The 16114-nt window shown below is 48.3% G+C and carries 15 protein-coding genes; 9 read left to right on the top strand and 6 right to left on the bottom strand.

Going from position 1 to position 16114, the window contains the following annotated elements:
- Positions 1-64: 64 nt before the first annotated feature.
- On the top strand, positions 65-1936 hold the full coding sequence (asnB, locus tag ACO05Z_RS04905) for an asparagine synthase (glutamine-hydrolyzing) (RefSeq protein WP_421901054.1): 1872 nt from the start codon (positions 65-67) through the stop codon (positions 1934-1936).
- Between the two features lie 40 nt (positions 1937-1976).
- On the opposite strand, the gene ACO05Z_RS04900 is transcribed toward asnB, so the two are convergent.
- The gene (locus ACO05Z_RS04900; protein WP_421901053.1) at positions 1977-2789 is read right to left on the bottom strand and encodes a metal ABC transporter permease; all 813 of its coding nucleotides are present in this window, start codon (positions 2787-2789) and stop codon (positions 1977-1979) included.
- Positions 2782-3603: a metal ABC transporter ATP-binding protein gene (locus ACO05Z_RS04895; RefSeq protein WP_421901052.1), complete on the bottom strand. Its 822-nt coding sequence runs from the start codon at positions 3601-3603 to the stop codon at positions 2782-2784. Before ACO05Z_RS04895 ends, ACO05Z_RS04900 begins: the two co-directional genes overlap by 8 nt.
- 208 nt (positions 3604-3811) lie before the next feature.
- Here ACO05Z_RS04895 and ACO05Z_RS04890 point away from each other — a divergent pair, with 208 nt between their 5' ends.
- Together ACO05Z_RS04890 and ACO05Z_RS04885 are read left to right on the top strand one after the other, a co-directional pair.
- Complete coding sequence (locus ACO05Z_RS04890; RefSeq protein ID WP_421901051.1) at positions 3812-4390, top strand: GDSL-type esterase/lipase family protein; 579 nt, start codon at positions 3812-3814, stop codon at positions 4388-4390.
- 86 nt (positions 4391-4476) lie between these two features.
- On the top strand, positions 4477-5493 hold the full coding sequence (locus tag ACO05Z_RS04885; protein ID WP_421901050.1) for a threonine aldolase family protein: 1017 nt from the start codon (positions 4477-4479) through the stop codon (positions 5491-5493).
- Positions 5494-5558: 65 nt separating this feature from the next.
- Here the strand turns inward: ACO05Z_RS04885 and ACO05Z_RS04880 are convergent, their stop codons facing one another.
- Positions 5559-7415, bottom strand: a complete 1857-nt coding sequence (locus ACO05Z_RS04880) for a lysophospholipid acyltransferase family protein (protein WP_421901049.1) — start codon at positions 7413-7415, stop codon at positions 5559-5561.
- Positions 7416-7618: 203 nt separating this feature from the next.
- A complete protein-coding gene (locus ACO05Z_RS04875) occupies positions 7619-7972 on the bottom strand; it encodes a hypothetical protein (RefSeq protein ID WP_421901048.1) in 354 nt (117 codons plus the stop codon).
- A gap of 126 nt (positions 7973-8098) precedes the next feature.
- Here ACO05Z_RS04875 and ACO05Z_RS04870 point away from each other — a divergent pair, with 126 nt between their 5' ends.
- The 6 genes from ACO05Z_RS04870 (at position 8099) to ACO05Z_RS04845 (ending at position 14363) form a co-directional block, all read left to right on the top strand.
- Positions 8099-9892, top strand: coding sequence for an alpha-amylase family glycosyl hydrolase (locus ACO05Z_RS04870; protein ID WP_421901047.1), 1794 nt, complete (start codon positions 8099-8101; stop codon positions 9890-9892).
- Between the two features lie 101 nt (positions 9893-9993).
- Positions 9994-11505, top strand: coding sequence for a 4-alpha-glucanotransferase (gene malQ, locus ACO05Z_RS04865; protein ID WP_421901046.1), 1512 nt, complete (start codon positions 9994-9996; stop codon positions 11503-11505).
- Between the two features lie 86 nt (positions 11506-11591).
- Positions 11592-12290: a class I SAM-dependent methyltransferase gene (locus tag ACO05Z_RS04860; RefSeq protein ID WP_421901045.1), complete on the top strand. Its 699-nt coding sequence runs from the start codon at positions 11592-11594 to the stop codon at positions 12288-12290.
- A 189-nt stretch (positions 12291-12479) separates the two neighbouring features.
- Positions 12480-12830 carry a TraR/DksA family transcriptional regulator gene (locus tag ACO05Z_RS04855; RefSeq protein ID WP_421901044.1) on the top strand — a complete coding sequence of 117 codons (351 nt, stop codon included), beginning with the start codon at positions 12480-12482 and terminating at the stop codon, positions 12828-12830.
- A 169-nt stretch (positions 12831-12999) separates the two neighbouring features.
- Positions 13000-13707: a TIGR04283 family arsenosugar biosynthesis glycosyltransferase gene (locus ACO05Z_RS04850; protein ID WP_421901043.1), complete on the top strand. Its 708-nt coding sequence runs from the start codon at positions 13000-13002 to the stop codon at positions 13705-13707.
- A complete protein-coding gene (locus ACO05Z_RS04845; protein ID WP_421901042.1) occupies positions 13704-14363 on the top strand; it encodes a TIGR04282 family arsenosugar biosynthesis glycosyltransferase in 660 nt (219 codons plus the stop codon). Before ACO05Z_RS04850 ends, ACO05Z_RS04845 begins: the two co-directional genes overlap by 4 nt.
- A gap of 99 nt (positions 14364-14462) precedes the next feature.
- Here the strand turns inward: ACO05Z_RS04845 and ACO05Z_RS04840 are convergent, their stop codons facing one another.
- Entirely contained in the window at positions 14463-14720 is a 258-nt protein-coding gene (locus ACO05Z_RS04840) for a hypothetical protein (RefSeq protein ID WP_421901041.1), read from the bottom strand.
- A gap of 1 nt (position 14721) precedes the next feature.
- Positions 14722-16101 (bottom strand): tRNA uridine-5-carboxymethylaminomethyl(34) synthesis GTPase MnmE, encoded by a 1380-nt coding sequence (mnmE, locus tag ACO05Z_RS04835; protein ID WP_421904166.1) that lies wholly within the window; start codon positions 16099-16101, stop codon positions 14722-14724.
- Between the last annotated feature and the right edge of the window lie 13 nt (positions 16102-16114).

Below are 16114 nucleotides of genomic sequence, written 5' to 3'. Positions count from 1 at the left end.
AACACTGTGTAACCAGCTTTCATACTGAAAACATCAAACCTTTTGACTTGGCGGTAAAGAGATCATGTGCGGCATTGCAGGCTATTTCAATCCCGGCGGACAGGCCGGAAACATAAAACCAATTCTCGATCTTCTTTCCCATCGAGGCCCTGACTTTCAGCACATCCACACCGAGGAAAACATAGAACTGGGGCACACCCGGCTTTCCATCCTCGACCTTTCCGATCGCGGCAACCAGCCCATGAAAGACCCGGCAACCGGAAACATCATTGTCTTCAACGGGGAAATATACAATTTCAAATCCCTGCGCGAAGAACTGGCTAGTAAAGGGCATACCTTCAATTCATCCGGTGATACGGAAGTCCTGCTTAAACTATACGGGGAGTATGGGGAAAAATGCATTTCCATGCTGCGCGGCATGTTTGCCTTCGCCCTCTGGGATAAATCCAAAGAGCAGCTTGTCATTGCCCGCGACAGGCTGGGTAAAAAGCCTTTCTTTTATTCCCAAAGCAGCAACGGATTTATCTTTGCTTCCGAAATCCGTGCCCTTGCAACCCATCCTGATATTTCGAGAGATGTAGATGTACAGGCCATTGACCTGTTCATGAGTACCGGATGCGTTCCGGCCCCCTTTTCCATATATTCAGATATCAGAAAACTTCCGGCTGCCCATTACGGTATAGTGAATAGTCAAGGGCTTTCCCTGCACCGCTACTGGTCTCTGGATTTCAGAGCTAAGATTGAATGTTCTGAAAACGAAGTGCTGGAATCCCTGCACAGCCAACTTCTGGAAGCCACCAGAATCAGACTGGAAAGTGATGTGCCGCTGGGAGCCTTACTTTCAGGAGGAGTCGACTCCAGTCTTATTGTAGCGCTTATGGCTGAAGCCGGAAGCAAATCCATCGACACCTTCACCATTGGATTCCACGAGAAGAAGTACGATGAATCAGGTCATGCTGCCAAGGTAGCCAAACATCTGGGCGTAAATCATCATGTGGAATATCTGGATCCGGCTCAATTTGAGAATATGCTACCTGCTGTAGTCCGCCAATACGGTGAACCTTTTTCCGATGACGCAGCATTAGCGACCATGCTGCTCAGCGAGGCCACCCGCAAACACGTGACTGTTGCCCTGAGTGGTGACGGCGGTGATGAACTGGCTTGCGGATACTCGGCATACACCCACGTGAAATTGGCTTCCACACTTGCTCCACTGATCGGCAAAAAAGTACTGCCTGAAAAAAATATCGCCAGCGCCTTCAGCAGCAATTCCACACTGGGGGCATTGCGTCGCAAAATGATCTGCAAATTTCATCCGGAGTTCAAACGCATCCTGCGCAATGAGTTCAAAGTTGCCCGCCATAAAAATGATATATACCGCGCTGATGTGCGCGAACAGCTGGGACAATTCACCTTAAACTGGATGTATGATCTTTCCAGTCAGGCCTGTGCACATGCCCACAGTCCTGCAGAGCGACTTCTCTGGATGGATACAGTCCATTTCCTCGCCGATGCACTGCTGGTCAAGGTGGATATCGCTTCCATGGCTCACAGCCTTGAAGTACGTTCTCCGCTGCTTGATCATGAGCTTTTCGAATACATGGCCGGCCTGCCCATTGAACTAAAGCTCAAGGGCGGTGAATCCAAGTACCTGCTTAAAAAGCTAGCCGAGCGCTACCTGCCCAAAGACATCCTCTACCGCCGCAAGCAGGGATTCTCCATGCCTGTTGCCAAGTGGACCAGCGGGGACTCGGCAGACTTCACCCTGGAGGCTATCAGTCAGGCCACACCGTTCCTGCAGCATTTCTTTGATATGGATGCGCTGAACAAACGCATTGATGAGCACGTTTCAGGCCGCAAGAAGCACAAGAATTTCGTCTGGAATATACTCAATCTGGCACTTTGGGCCATTGAGCATAAGAATGGTAGGGTTTAGAAAAAGAAACTTCCGGTTTTAGTCAAAACCGGAAGTTTTTTTACGAATTAATTCTGCGCAGCCTGCCCGTCAGAGCAGAGATCATAAATCCAGCTACACTTACGGCAATTATCGTTGCCCCCGAAGATAGGTTAAGCTGGTATGAAAGCAACAATCCGCAGACGCAGAAGATCATGCTCAGAACCGAGGATAAAACCATCATTGAAAACAAAGAAGATGTCCTGCTCTCGGCAATCTGCGGTGGAATGGTCAACAAGGCGATGACCAGAATCAAACCGACCACGCGGATGACCATAACCACGCTGAGCGCGATAAGGGCCAACATGATAAAATACAGCAAGTTTACCGGAACCCCACGTGAGCGAGCGAACTCCTCATCAAAAGACATGGCCCAGAATCCCTTGTAGCAGGTGAAGACCACCAGCAGCACAAGGGCTGCCATACCGCCCATGAGCATAAGGTCAGACTTGGGTGTGGCAAGGATACCGCCAAAAAGATAACTCATCAGGTCCACGTTGTAGCCGGGAGTGATATCCAGCAGAATAATCCCCAAGGCCATACCCGCAGCCCACATAACACCGATAAAAGTATCAGCCCGTTCCTTGACCCGCATGGTCACCAAAGCCATGAGCAGGGCAGCACAGACAGCGAATCCAGCAGTGACCGGCAGCATAGGCAGGCCGAGAAAAAAAGCCAGCCCTACCCCGCCGTAGGAAGCATGGGCTACGCCCCCTGCCAGCAGCACAACCCTGTTAACCACCACCAGCGCACCGATAATCCCGCAGATAATTGATGCCAGCACTCCGGCCATGAGTGCATTCTGCATGAATTCATAACTCAAAGCCTCAATCATTCCACTTTCCTTCGTTATCATCGGATTCAGGATGAAATTCCAAGACCCGGTGCGGCAGCTCGCCATGGGTAATCAGCTCAATGGGACAGGTTCCCTTAATTGTTTCACCATAGGCTTCACTGAGCAATTCACGGGTAATTTTGGGCTGGTCGTGTAAATGGACCTTGCGGTTAACACAGGCCACGGACTTAACGCCCTGCCCGAGCACGGAAATATCGTGACTGACCATGACAATAGTCATTTCCGCATTAAGTTCCTTGAGCAGGCAGTAGAGGCCGCTTTTCCCGGCCTGATCCACACTGGCTGCAGGCTCGTCCAAGAGCAGCATTTCAGGCTCATCCACAATTGCCCGGGCAATGAAAACCCGTTGTTTCTGCCCCCCGGAAAGGTCGGAAACCCTGCGGTCAATATGCTCCAGCATACCAACCCGCTCAAGAGCCTTTTCCACTGCTCCCCCGGAACCGTTGCCGAAACTGAGTCCAAACACGCCCTTAAGGCCCGAAGCAACCTTACCCATGAGAACAGCATCACGCACTGTTATGGGGAAGCTGCTGGAAACCGTTGTATATTGCGGCATATAACCGATACTGCCGCCATGCCTGCCCGGAGGCATACCCAGAATCTCGATGCTGCCCTGCTGCGGTTCAATTAACCCAAGCAGAAGCTTGAGCAGCGTTGTTTTACCGCCCCCATTGGGACCGATAACCGCGAGATAGTCTCCCGGCAATATATTAAAGCTGGCTTGGTCCAGCACTGTATGCTGCCCGTAACCAAAGCTTACATTTTTAAAACTGATTGCACTTTCTTGGACCATTTTATCTTACCCTTCGCCCATACTTCATTTCGGCGAACACGTTGATAGCCTAATTGAGAATGGATTGCACTATCTTTTTGCAACAGTATTTCATATAATCAGCAATATAAAGTTTACAATAACCCCACTCTATGTTCCATTCAAAGTTCAAACATCCCTGCTGTAAAGGCAGGGACACCAAGCATAACACTTTAAAAGGAATATGAAAATGCAACTCTTATTCATCGGTGACTCACTCACTTCAGGAGTCAACGATTCGGAACGGCTGAGCTGGACCGGAAGAATCTGCAAACAGCTTGATCCCCAAGGAGTAAAACTGACTGCATACAATCTTGGCGTACGGGCATCCACCACAGCACATATTGAATCACGCTGGGAAAAAGAAACTGCCGACCGAATTAACCCAGACGCTCCGGCTCTGTTGATCTTCTGCATGGGCGCTCCTGATACTGTCAAAAACATCCCCTTAACGCAAAGCAAGGTATGTGTTGAAAACATCCTCGCCAGCGCAAAGGATAATTACGCTACTCTGTTCATCACCCCACCGCCCATAATCGACGAAGAAAAAGACAAGCACACAAAACAGCTCTCCTCAGAATTCAACAAAATTTGTGCAAGCCTTGACATTCCCTTTCTGGACATTAATTCATCTCTGCGGGAGAATCCCGCTTACATCAAGGCCCTCAAGGAAAGCGACGGAGTCCATCCGAACGCAGAAGGTTACGGCATAATGGCCGGAATGATCAGCAAATTCATTTCCCCTTACATCCTGCCCCACCTCAGCTAAATCACGTCTTTCCCACAATCCAGTATAGAACCGGACAGCATTCCCTTGATGGGGAATGCTGTCTTTATTTGATGAGGATATTTCCCATGCGATCATTTGCCAGCGACAACTACTCCGGAGTCCATCCCGAAATAATGAAAGCCATCATGGAAGCCAATGAGGACCACATGTCTTCCTACGGAGCTGACCCGGTTTCTGCTGAAGCAGAAGAACTTTTCAAAGGCCACTTCGGCGAACAGGCCAAAATTTTCTTCCTGACCACCGGAACCGCCACCAACACCCTGATCCTGCGCCATCTCTGCAAAAGCTGGAACAGCGTAATCTGTTCAGAAGATGCGCACATCAATGTGGATGAATGCGGTTCACCGGAAAGCATGGGCATCAAGCTGATGCTGGCCGAAACCAAAGATGGAAAAATCAGCGTTGAAACCATCAAGCCGCTGGTCCCTTCCGAGCCGGACGTACACCGCGCCCAGCCTGCGGTAGTTTCCATCACCCAGAACACTGAACTGGGAACCCTCTACTGCTTGGATGAGATCAAAACCATCTGCGACTATGCTCACAGCAAAGGCCTTTACGTTCACATGGACGGGGCCAGAATAGCCAACGCTGCGGCAGCTCTGGGAGTGACTTTCAAAGAAATGACCGTTGACTGCGGAGTGGACGTACTATCCTTCGGCGGAAGCAAGAATGGATGCATGTGTGCTGAAGCTGCAGTTTTCATCAACCCGGAATTGGGGCAGGACTTTGAATACCTGCGCAAACAAAACATGCAGCTGATCTCCAAGATGCGTTACGTGGGTGCACAGTTCAAAGCCCTGCTTACTGACGATCTCTGGAAAAGGAACGCTGAACATTCCAACGGACTGGCCCGCAAGCTGGCGGAGAAAGCCGGAGCCATCAACGGAGTGGGAATAACCCGTCCAGTAGAAGCCAACGGTGTGTTCGCCATCATTCCCGAGCATGCAATAGAACCATTGCAGGAAAAATTCCCTTTCTACGTTTGGGATGAACTGACCGGAGAAGTACGCTGGATGACCTCATGGTCTACAACAGAAAAAGATATTGATAATTTCTGTAGCGCGCTTAAAGAATTGATTTAAAATATGGAGCCCCTCTTTCCATGCCGGAAAAGAGGGGCTCCTCTATATAAATCTTGAACTTGGCCTTAGGCCACTTTTTCATCATCTGTGATGCAATCGCTCTCAGCTTCAACGCGACTGCGGTGGTAATCCAAATACTCCCTGCCCTGATCCTTGCCCATAAATTTGAACAGGCTACGCTCGGAAGTTTCAAACAAATCTACCACGATCAGCCCATCAAGGGCATTACCGAAATCTGGATCAACGTTGAATCCCGCAAGTCTGCCACCTATTTTTAAGTAATGGCGCAGCAGGACCGGGATTCCGGCACCACCTTCAATGTCCTGAACAACCTTTTCCAGATCAGAATCATCTGTGAAGGAGACACCGGGCAATGCTTTCTGCCATGCCTTAAGTTTTTTAAATTTTAATGGCCGTGCTGGAGAAATCAGCTCCGCCAAATCGGAACGGCCATTATATCTCATCAGCGAATCAGCAATCAGCTCACGGGATATTTTCTTGTAATCATTAGATATGCTTACACATCCGAACAGGTAGCGGTATTGCTGATTACGTGCGAGGTATGCGGCAATCCCCTTCCAGAGCATCATCAGCGAATAAAAATTCTTCTGGAAACTGGGGCGGATAAAAGACCTGCCCAGCTCAAGAGCCGGACTCACTTTATCGAAAAACTTGGGATCAAAGCGAAAAAAAGAATGGCTGTATACTCCATTCAGTCCGAATCGCTCGATCTGCTCATCTGCACGGGCAATGCGGTATGCTCCGGCAATTTCTTTACTTTCCTTATGCCAGAGCACCAGATGGATAAAGGTATTGTCGAACCGGTCAACATCCACAGCCTGCCCGGTTCCCTCGCCGACTTGACGGAAAGTCTTTTCACGCAGACGCCCGATTTCATGCAACACAAAAGGACAGTTGGCTGCATGAACCTCATGTACTGCAAACTCATTGTTCTCAACTAAAATTGATTCCGGGCCGATCATGGTTAACTCAGTGATAATCCTGCGCTGCGCTGTCTGGTCGCTGATGGGTTTTTCTTTTTTCTTAAAGGCAGGCAATGCCATCTTTTTCTTCTTAAAACGGGAACGCAAGCTATAAGTGCGGAACCTTAGATATTCCATAAGTTCCTGTTTGCTCTCAAAAGAGACCAGCCTTTCTCCGCTGACAGTGTTACCCACTGCAAACTCAACCGGACCTGCTTTTTTCTTCAGGTTTTCGCGAGGAAGCAATACGGTACGCAAAGCAGGATGAACCATGCCCGCAGCCTGAAAAAGGAAGCTGTTCCTGCCGTTAAAAAAGACAGGGGTAGCACTCGCTCCGGTACGCTTAATAATTCCACCCACAGTGGGACTCCAGACCGGATCTTCAACCTTGGCACCTTTAATATTCAGGCTGGCAACCTCTCCAGCCGGAAATACAGCCAGCATACCGCCGGATTTAACCCATTTCACAGCTTCCTTGAGTCCGGAAATATTTCCCAGATGTGAATCTTTGCGTCCGAAGGGGTCCACTGAAATCAAATGCTCCTTCATTTCCGGAATAAGACCGAGCATGAAGTTAGCCATAATTTTGACGTCCGGACGAACAGCTTTCAACATCTGCATAAGGATCAACCCTTCAACTACTCCGAAAGGATGATTGGCAACCACCACCGAAGGTCCGCTTTTGGGGATACGTTTTAATTCCTGACTATCCAGTTCTACATTAACTCCCAGCAGGTTAAGGGCCTTGCTGACAAAATCCTCATGATCCTTTTCCACCCAATGTTCTTCATCGTGTACCTGGCTGTATAACGAATTCAATCTGGGCAGACACAAAAGATGGGATAAAGGTTTCTCCACAATGGAAAACAAAGCTCCCCTGAAAGGATCCTCAAAAGGTGATTTTAAACTGAACAGATCAGAACATGTTTCGTGAACCATCGGCAGCTCCCTGCTATTAAATTTTGTTCATTTACAATAGCTGGGTAAACTCTCGCATGTGTTACTCTGCAGTGACATGTGCCTTACATTTTAATATTTCTGCCCACTGCCTAAATAGAATAATCTATACTTATAAAAAAATAAAAAGAGCAGATAGAACCCTACCTGCTCTTTTTTTTACTTGTCAGTCGTTTGAAAATTGACTACTGAATAGTTCCAAGATCGGCTTTCATATGCCAATGATCCCTTGGGATTGGGATACAGAAACTGCGTTTCGCCACGTCGGCGCACAGTATCAACCCCTTTGTATCCTGATCCCAAAACACTCGATCTATGAAAAAGGCTATCGCTTGTGAATTGGTCAGTGTCTCGGGACGACTACCGGGCATGAATCTTTGCATCACTGCAACGGCAGCTTTCCTCAGGGTGCGAACTGCGTGCGTGGAAATTGCTACATCCTGAAAATCCAGTTCATGGAGTATTGCGCTTTCCCCGGCCATGACTTCAGCGATCTTGACCCGCTCCTCAGACGCTTCGCGGTGTTGATGATTATTCATGGTCTGCCTCCTAATGCTGTTACGAGATGCAAGTACTCAATCACATGCAAAAGACGAGCCGACTGTTGCTATCAGTATACATTATTATTTTTGCAAAAACAAAATATTTTTATCACGGGCATATTTATGAATGAAAAACATTTCGGAGCACGACTTCAGGAAGATGGTAAATGTTCTTTTAGAATTTTCGCTCCCCATGCCCAACAAGTTAGAATAAAAACACAAAATAGACATAACAGTATCCAGAACCTGACCCCATCCCAGTATGGATTCCATGAAACCACCCTTGAAAAAATCAAGCCCGGTGATCTCTATTCCTATATATTAGATGACGGTCCTACCATCCCTGACCCAGCCTCTCTATGGCAGCCTGCCGAGCTAAAAGACGTATCAGCCGTAGTAGACCACCATTTTTTTGACTGGGACGGGGACATATTTTCCGGCCTGCCAATGAATGAAATGATTATTTATGAGGCCCATGTAGGAACGTTCAGTCCGCAAAAGAACTTTCTGGGACTCATATCAAAGCTTGACCACCTTAAGAAACTCGGGATCAACACCCTGCAACTGATGCCTGTAGCCAGCTTTGCCGGAACCCAGGGCTGGGGCTATGAAACCACATATCCATATGCAGTACATCAGCTATACGGTAAACCTGATGATTTAAAAGAACTGGTTAAGCAATGCCATTTAAATGGCATAGCAGTCATACTGGATGTATCTTTCGGCAGCCTGATTCCGGTGGCAAACCTTGAACCCGCCTATGCCCCTTTTTTCAGCAAAAAATACAACGCTGCTAATGGGCGAGCTTTAAATTTTGATGAAAAATACAGCTATGGTGTCCGTGATTTCTACATTCAGTGCGCTCTTTCATGGCTGCGCGACTACCGTGTTGACGGATTACGCATCAAAGATGCTGATCAAATTTTCGACCAGACTCCTATCCATTTCCTCGAGGAACTGGCCACCCGTATCAAAGAATTTGCCAGCCGGAAGAACAGAACCTGCGTACTGATCAATGGAGATAAACGTAATGCCCTGCGCCCGGTTTTGCCACCGGAGCAAGGGGGGTATGGACTGGACGCACTGTATAGCGAAGACTTTTACTGCGCACTACATAGTCAGGTGACCGGAAACAAGGAAGGTCATTTCAAAGATTATTCTGACCCGGAACGCATGGTTTCCGCAATGCAATTCGGATTTGCTTACCGGGGCGAAATTTCCAATCATTACCTGCGACTTCAGGGACGCAGCAAATCAGAGCTGCGCGGCTGCAAATTCGTTGTCTATTCTCAAGGGCACGATGAAAATGACGGATACGAATCCAAATGCCGAATTATTGAAAAAGCAGGATTTGAAGCAGCAAAACTCAGCGCAGGTGCAACCTTGCTTTCCCCCTATGTGCCGATGATCTTCATGGGCGAAGAATATGGTGAAAGTGCTCCTTTCAAATATTTCAATAACTCGCAAGAGGGACATTGCCCTGACGAGTGCTGTTTAAACTGGACGGACATTAAGAAAGATCAAGGTATTGCAATGCTTGCCCTTTACCGCAAACTGCTTAAAATCAGGCAAGAACACCCTACCATCCACGAACCCTGCCGCAGTCGATGCCAAGTGCAGGAAATCGCACCCGGCGTAATCCTGATTTTCCGCAACCCGACATCCGGAGACAAGAAATACGCTGCCACAATTTTCAACTTCACTAAAGACGAGACTGAGAATTGTATTGCCGAATACCTGCCGGAAGGAATCTGGACCACAGAACTTTACAGCGCATCAAGATCTTATGGTGGAAGCGCGGCAGCCCTCTCAGGAATTCTGCCCAAAGATGGAAAGGTGAAGATAGCTGGGCAATCTTTCGCACTATTCCTTTATTCTGAGCTGATGGTCAGGTCCGAGGATATTTCAATCAGGTAAAAAAGATATCGTCTGGACATCTCCCCCCTTGCCCTGCAATATGATACTGTTAAAGTCAGCATGGCTGCAGCAGACTTCGCAGAGCAAGAAGGAGACATATAATGAAACGTTCTAGCGGCATTCTTTTACACTTCACATCCCTGCCTTCCCGGTTTGGTGTCGGCGATCTGGGACCGGCAGCATATAATTTCGCAGACTTTCTGGCTGAAGCCGGACAACGGTTCTGGCAGGTGCTGCCTATCACCCCGACTGCTCCAGACCTCTGCAACTCACCTTATTCAGGATTTTCTGCATTTGCGGCCAACCCGCTGCTGATCAGCCCGGAACTGATGGTTGAATACGGTCTGCTGGAATATGAAGATATTCTCCAACATACCCTGCCTGATTCCGACCATGCTGATTTTGAAACAGCCGGTCAGGTTAAGGAAGAGCTATTGCGCAAAGCCTTTGCCAGAGTAGCCAACAACCTTCTTGATGACGTAGTATTTAACCAGTTTATCTGGGACAATATGCACTGGGTTAATGATTTTGCCCTTTTTACGGCCCTGAAAAAACATTTCAAAGGCGAAAGCTGGGTTACATGGCCGGAAGATATCCGTAACCGTACAGAGGACGGCTTACGCCATTGGGGCGAGAAGCTTTACCGCGAAATCCTCTATGTAAAATTCTGCCAATGGATTTTCTTCCGTCAATGGGGACAGCTAAAAGACCATCTTGATGAACTCGGGGTGGAGCTTATCGGTGATGTACCTATTTACGTAACTCACGACAGTTCCGATGTCTGGGCCAACCGCAATATTTTCAAGCTTGACGATCAAGGCCAAGCGCATTGTGTAGCCGGTGTTCCGCCGGATTATTTCAGTAAAGAAGGCCAGCTTTGGGGTAACCCGGTCTACAATTGGGAAGTGCTCCAGAATGAAGGATTCGGCTGGTGGATCAGCCGCATGAAGCACAACCTCGGCCTTTACCACTGGGTGCGCCTTGACCATTTCCGCGGCTTCTCAGCCTATTGGGAAGTACCAGCCGAGGCCGAGACCGCCATGGAAGGTTACTGGGTCGCTGCGCCCGGGCATCATCTTTTTGAAAAGCTTACCGAGGAAATGGGCTGCCTGCGCATTATTGCCGAGGACCTCGGGCATATCACCCCGGATGTAATCTGGCTCAAGGACCGCTTTCACCTTCCGGGCATGAATATCCTGCAATTCTCCTTTGGTGATGACATCGGCTATTGCGGCGATGCCCTGCATAATCACAAACGCAACTCAGTGGTCTACACCGGAACACATGACAACAACACCAACCGGGGCTGGTTCCTTGAAGATGCCGATGATACAAGCCGCAAACACCTGCTTTCCTATCTCGGCTACAATTGGATAGATGACGCCAAGATTTCATGGGAACTGATCAGACTGCTCATGTCCAGCGTAGGCTGCTTATGCATCATTCAGGCGCAGGACCTGCTCAGTCTTGACGGAAAGGCACGCATGAACGTCCCCGGCAAGGCAGACGGTAACTGGGGCTGGAAGCTCACTCCCGGACAGCTGACCCCGCTGATTCGTGAACGACTCGGCGAAATGACCGAACTTTTCGGGCGCACCAGTAAAATCGATTGATTCATATGTTTTGTGGTCACTGTCGACATTGATTCTAAGTTCATGGGATTCAAGTTCCCTTTTAATTCAACACACCATTTCAAAAAATGAAGAACAAACTTTATACCACGCACGCCTACGAGTACGGCGAGGCAATCAAAAACAATGTTTACAACGCCCTTTTTGAACGCCCTTCATTGCAAGCTATGCTGCCGAACCTAGAAGGTAAAGCTGTGCTGGACTTGGGTTGTGCTTCAGGCGAGCATTCCCGGCATTTAGCAAAGCAAGGTGCACACGTTACAGCAATTGACGTTTCACAAACAATGATCGAAATCCTGCAACAGCAATCCATTGAAAATCTTAGCTGCTATGTACAGGATATTTCCAATGGTTTGCCTGCGGAACAGGATACCAGCTTCGACATTGTAATCAGTGCACTGACTATTCATTACCTAAAAGACTTAGACTTGCTCTTCACTGATATCAGCCGGGTTTTAAAACCGAATGGACTTTTTATTTTCTCTACCCACCATCCGGTACTCGACTTTGAAGCCTCTGCTTCCGGAAACTACTTTAAATGTGAACTGATCACTGAGAAATGGGACGTAATCGGTGATCCGGTTGAAGTCTCGTTTTACCGCAGGCCACTTACCGAACTCTTTGCCGCGATCACCCAAGCAGGGCTTTGCATCACCGGATTAAACGAAGGAAAGCCGCAGAAAGAAATTCAAGAGTTCAATCCAGCGGCTTACAAAAGACTTTCAACAAAACCAAACTTTCTGTTTATTGAATGCAGCAAAATCTAATACTGGCGCCCTCACATTTCAAGCGACTTTATGAATCCCGTAAGGTCGCCTTTTAAATTACCAAGCTGAATCCATAATAACGTTTCACTTCCGTAACCGGACTGCGATTATTTCCCTGACGGGCAGACGTATAAGCCCCATAGTCAAAGGATTAATAATCAATTCCACAACTGAAGTCGGAGGTTTATTATGAATTCTTCTCAGAGAGCTAACATCAAGAAACACCTTGAAGAGAAACTTGCTGAACTCATCAACCGCTGTCAGACCCGCGACACCGCTGTTGAAAGCTGTGCTGATGACAATGAATACGCTTCCCGTATCAGCGAACAAAAAATCAACCTTGCTCTGCATGTGCGCGAAAACCAGCTGATCAGTGACATGGAAGAGACCCTGAGTCGCGTAAACAATTGGGATTTCGGCATCTGCGAAGACTGCGGCGAAGAGATCGCTATCGCACGAATCAAAGCGAACCCGACCACCCGCTTCTGCGTGTCCTGCCAGTCCCGAATGGAAGAAGACCAGCTCGGCCGCGTAGGATAGTATTGAGGCGCTTCGCGCTTTTGATAATTTGATTTCGCCTCCGGCGGCCAAAGGAGCTAAGCCCCTTTGGAATCCCTATTAGTTTAGGCTGGACGCTATTCAACAATTTTGCGGAGCTTAATTAAATTTTCCCTTTATCGGGCTTGGCGAAAAGGATATTTATCTATCCATGCCATCAAGCTTGAAAATATCTGTCATCATTCCGGTGTATGATGAAGCGAAGACTATTCGCTCCTGCATCGCGAATGTGAAGGAATGTTGCGGGGAAAATTCCGAGATCATAATCGTTGACGGTTCCGCTGACGGGTCCACCCTGTCCGCTGTTGACGATGAAGGGGTGATGTGTCTTTCATCACCTCCCGGACGTGCGGTCCAGATGAATATCGGTGCGGGAAAGACCGCGGGAGATATCCTGCTCTTTCTGCATGCCGATACTACGCTGCCGCCCAAAGCGGACGCACTTGTCCGCAATGCTCTTTGCGCCCCTTGCGCCACTGCCGGAGCCTTTAAGCTTGGTTTTGACACTCCTTCGCGCACCATGAAATTTATTGCTTTCATAGCCGACCTACGTTGCAGGATGGAGCGTGTTCCCTACGGGGATCAGGCCATTTTCATTCCCAAATCCACTTTCATGGAACTTGGTGGATTCCCGGAAATACCACTCATGGAAGATGTGGAACTTTTTCAGAGTATCAAAAAAAGACGGCTCGAAATCGTCATTCTAAAAGAATCTATTACAACTTCTGCCCGCCGCTATCTTGCCACCGGACCATTACGCTGCGCTTTCCGCAATACATGCTTACGCCTGCTGCACCGTTTCGGTGTCCGTGCTGAAACTCTGGTAGCCTTGTACCGCAGAAGGAAAGTTCAATCATGAAATGTGCGATCATAGTTTTTGTGAAATATCCTGAAACAGGCAAGGTCAAAACCAGACTTGGCAAAGACATCGGCTACGAAATTGCTGCCAAGCTTTATACTGCATTTGTTGAAGACATGTTGTCTAATCTTGACGAATCTGGACTCACCCCGATCATAGCTTTCGATCCTTTCCAGCCTGTAGAAAAATATAAAGAGTGGCTAGGCGAGAGAACCTATATTCCACAGCAAGGTGAGGACCTCGGACAGCGCATGTACAATGCTCTACAAACCGCATTTGATCTTAATTTTGATACTTCCATACTGACCGGAAGCGATCTGCCAGACCTTGATCCTGAAAGAATCCTAAAAGCCAGACAAACATTACAAAAAGCCCCCGCCTGCATTGGACCTGCAAATGACGGGGGCTATTACCTGATAGGATTTCAGAAAGATTTTTTGACCGATTCCATCTTCAAAAATATGGAATGGAGCACGGATAGAGTCTTTAGCGAGACACTTCTCCGACTTGAAAAAATGGATATAAATCCTTCAACTCTTCAAGAACATCAAGACATGGATACGATGGAAGACCTGAAACGACTTCTCAATAATCGCAAAGCGCAAAAGCTATGCTTTAAGAGCCTAGCCGTATTGGAAACAGTCTTTCCGTGCTAGATCGAATAAAAACTAATAAAAGGTTTTGGGATTCTTAAACCCTTTTGCAAAAGGGTTTAAGCCCCCGGAGGGACCCGCGGTAGCGCCGCCGGAGGCATCTTAATACTCAACAATATTCAATCTATCTTCGTTACTCTCTTTGCGACGGGTGAAGCGCAGACGGTCGCATCCGAGATCATCAATCACGTCGATATCCCAGTTACCGCCGGTTCCGAATCCACTCATAAGTTCTTCACGGATACCAAGACGGACCTGAAACTCCACTACCGGATTGGAAGTGGTATCAAGATGGTTAACGATAATGGGCACAAGCCCACAGGTTACGCCTTTCAGATCTACAAATTTACTGTCTTCCATTTTATTTTCCAACGCAAAAATTTTCAAAAATTGAATTCAACACTTCCTGCGGAGTAATCTCCCCGGTAATCTCGGAAAGAGCACTGCAGGCCGACTCAAGACGCACACCGAGCAGATCGTACGGAACCTGCATTTCAATATCGCCCATAAGCTCTTCGAGCTCAGCATGGGCTTTCTTGAGTGTTGCTGCCTGACGCGAGTTAGGTACCAGCTCATCAGGATCAGGCTCACCCGCTCCTTTCAATATATTCTCGCGAATCATCGCTGCCAGCCGCTCAATACCTTGGCCCTTTTTAGCCGAAATTTCAACAACCTCATACCCTGCTTTGCGCATAATTGCAGCTGGAGAAGGATCAGCCTGTTCAAGGTCAGACTTGTTGATTACAGCAAGACACTTGTCTGACATGTCAGCAAACTGCGGATCAAGATCAACAAGAGCAAAAGGCTTAGAGCCGTCAATAATCAAAAGAACCAGATCAGCCTGAGAAGCTAGATCCCGCCCCATATCCACCCCGGCAAGCTCTACGGCATCGCTGGTTTCACGCAACCCGGCAGTATCAACAACCCGGACCTGCAACCCATCGAGATTCAGGGTTTCCTCAATGAAGTCGCGGGTAGTACCCGGGATATCGGTAACAATGGCCCTGTTGCGCCCCAGAAGCGCATTAAGAAGGCTGGACTTACCGGCATTGACCTTGCCCGAAAGAACAGCCAGACCGCCTTCACGCCAAGCCTTGGTCCGCTCTACACCGGAAAGGATTTCAGAAATTTTCTTTGCCGCATCACCGACTTCGGACTGCATCTGCTCCAAGGGCAGACACTCAAGCTCATCTTCAGGAAAATCCACGGCCACACAAAGCTGAGCCCGAAGCTCTTCCAGACGCAAACGCAAACCGCTGATACGCTCGCCAAGCACTCCGGAAAGTTTAACCTTGGCAAGCTGTGCTGCACCGCGTGAAGGTGCATGAATCATCTCCGCGACAGCTTCCGCCTGAGTCAAATCCATACGCCCATTTAGGAAGGCACGCAGGGTGAATTCACCAGCGTTAGCCAACCGCGCTCCCTTGGCTAGCACTTCACCGAGAACCGCGCTGAGAATGGCCCTACCTCCATGACAGTTAATCTCAACGGTGTCTTCACCTGTATAGGAATTCGGTCCGGGCATGAAAACAGCCAGCACATCATCAATCTCTACAGACTCTGCGTCAACAACAGTGCCGTAATGCATGGTGTAAGGTTTAAACCCGGAAAAAGACTCCTTGGCCGGACGAAAAATATCTTTGGCAATAGATAATGCCTGTTCACCGCTTATGCGAATGATTCCGACCCCGCCGTCACCGGGAGGTGTGGCAATTGCGGCAATGGTTCCGGTGGAAGTGATGGACATATCAATA

Origin of the sequence: Maridesulfovibrio sp., assembly GCF_965230075.1 — a bacterium.
Taxonomy (GTDB): domain Bacteria; phylum Desulfobacterota; class Desulfovibrionia; order Desulfovibrionales; family Desulfovibrionaceae; genus Maridesulfovibrio.
The sequence above is the reverse complement of the archived record's forward strand: the minus strand, read 5'-3'. Positions and strand labels throughout refer to the sequence as shown.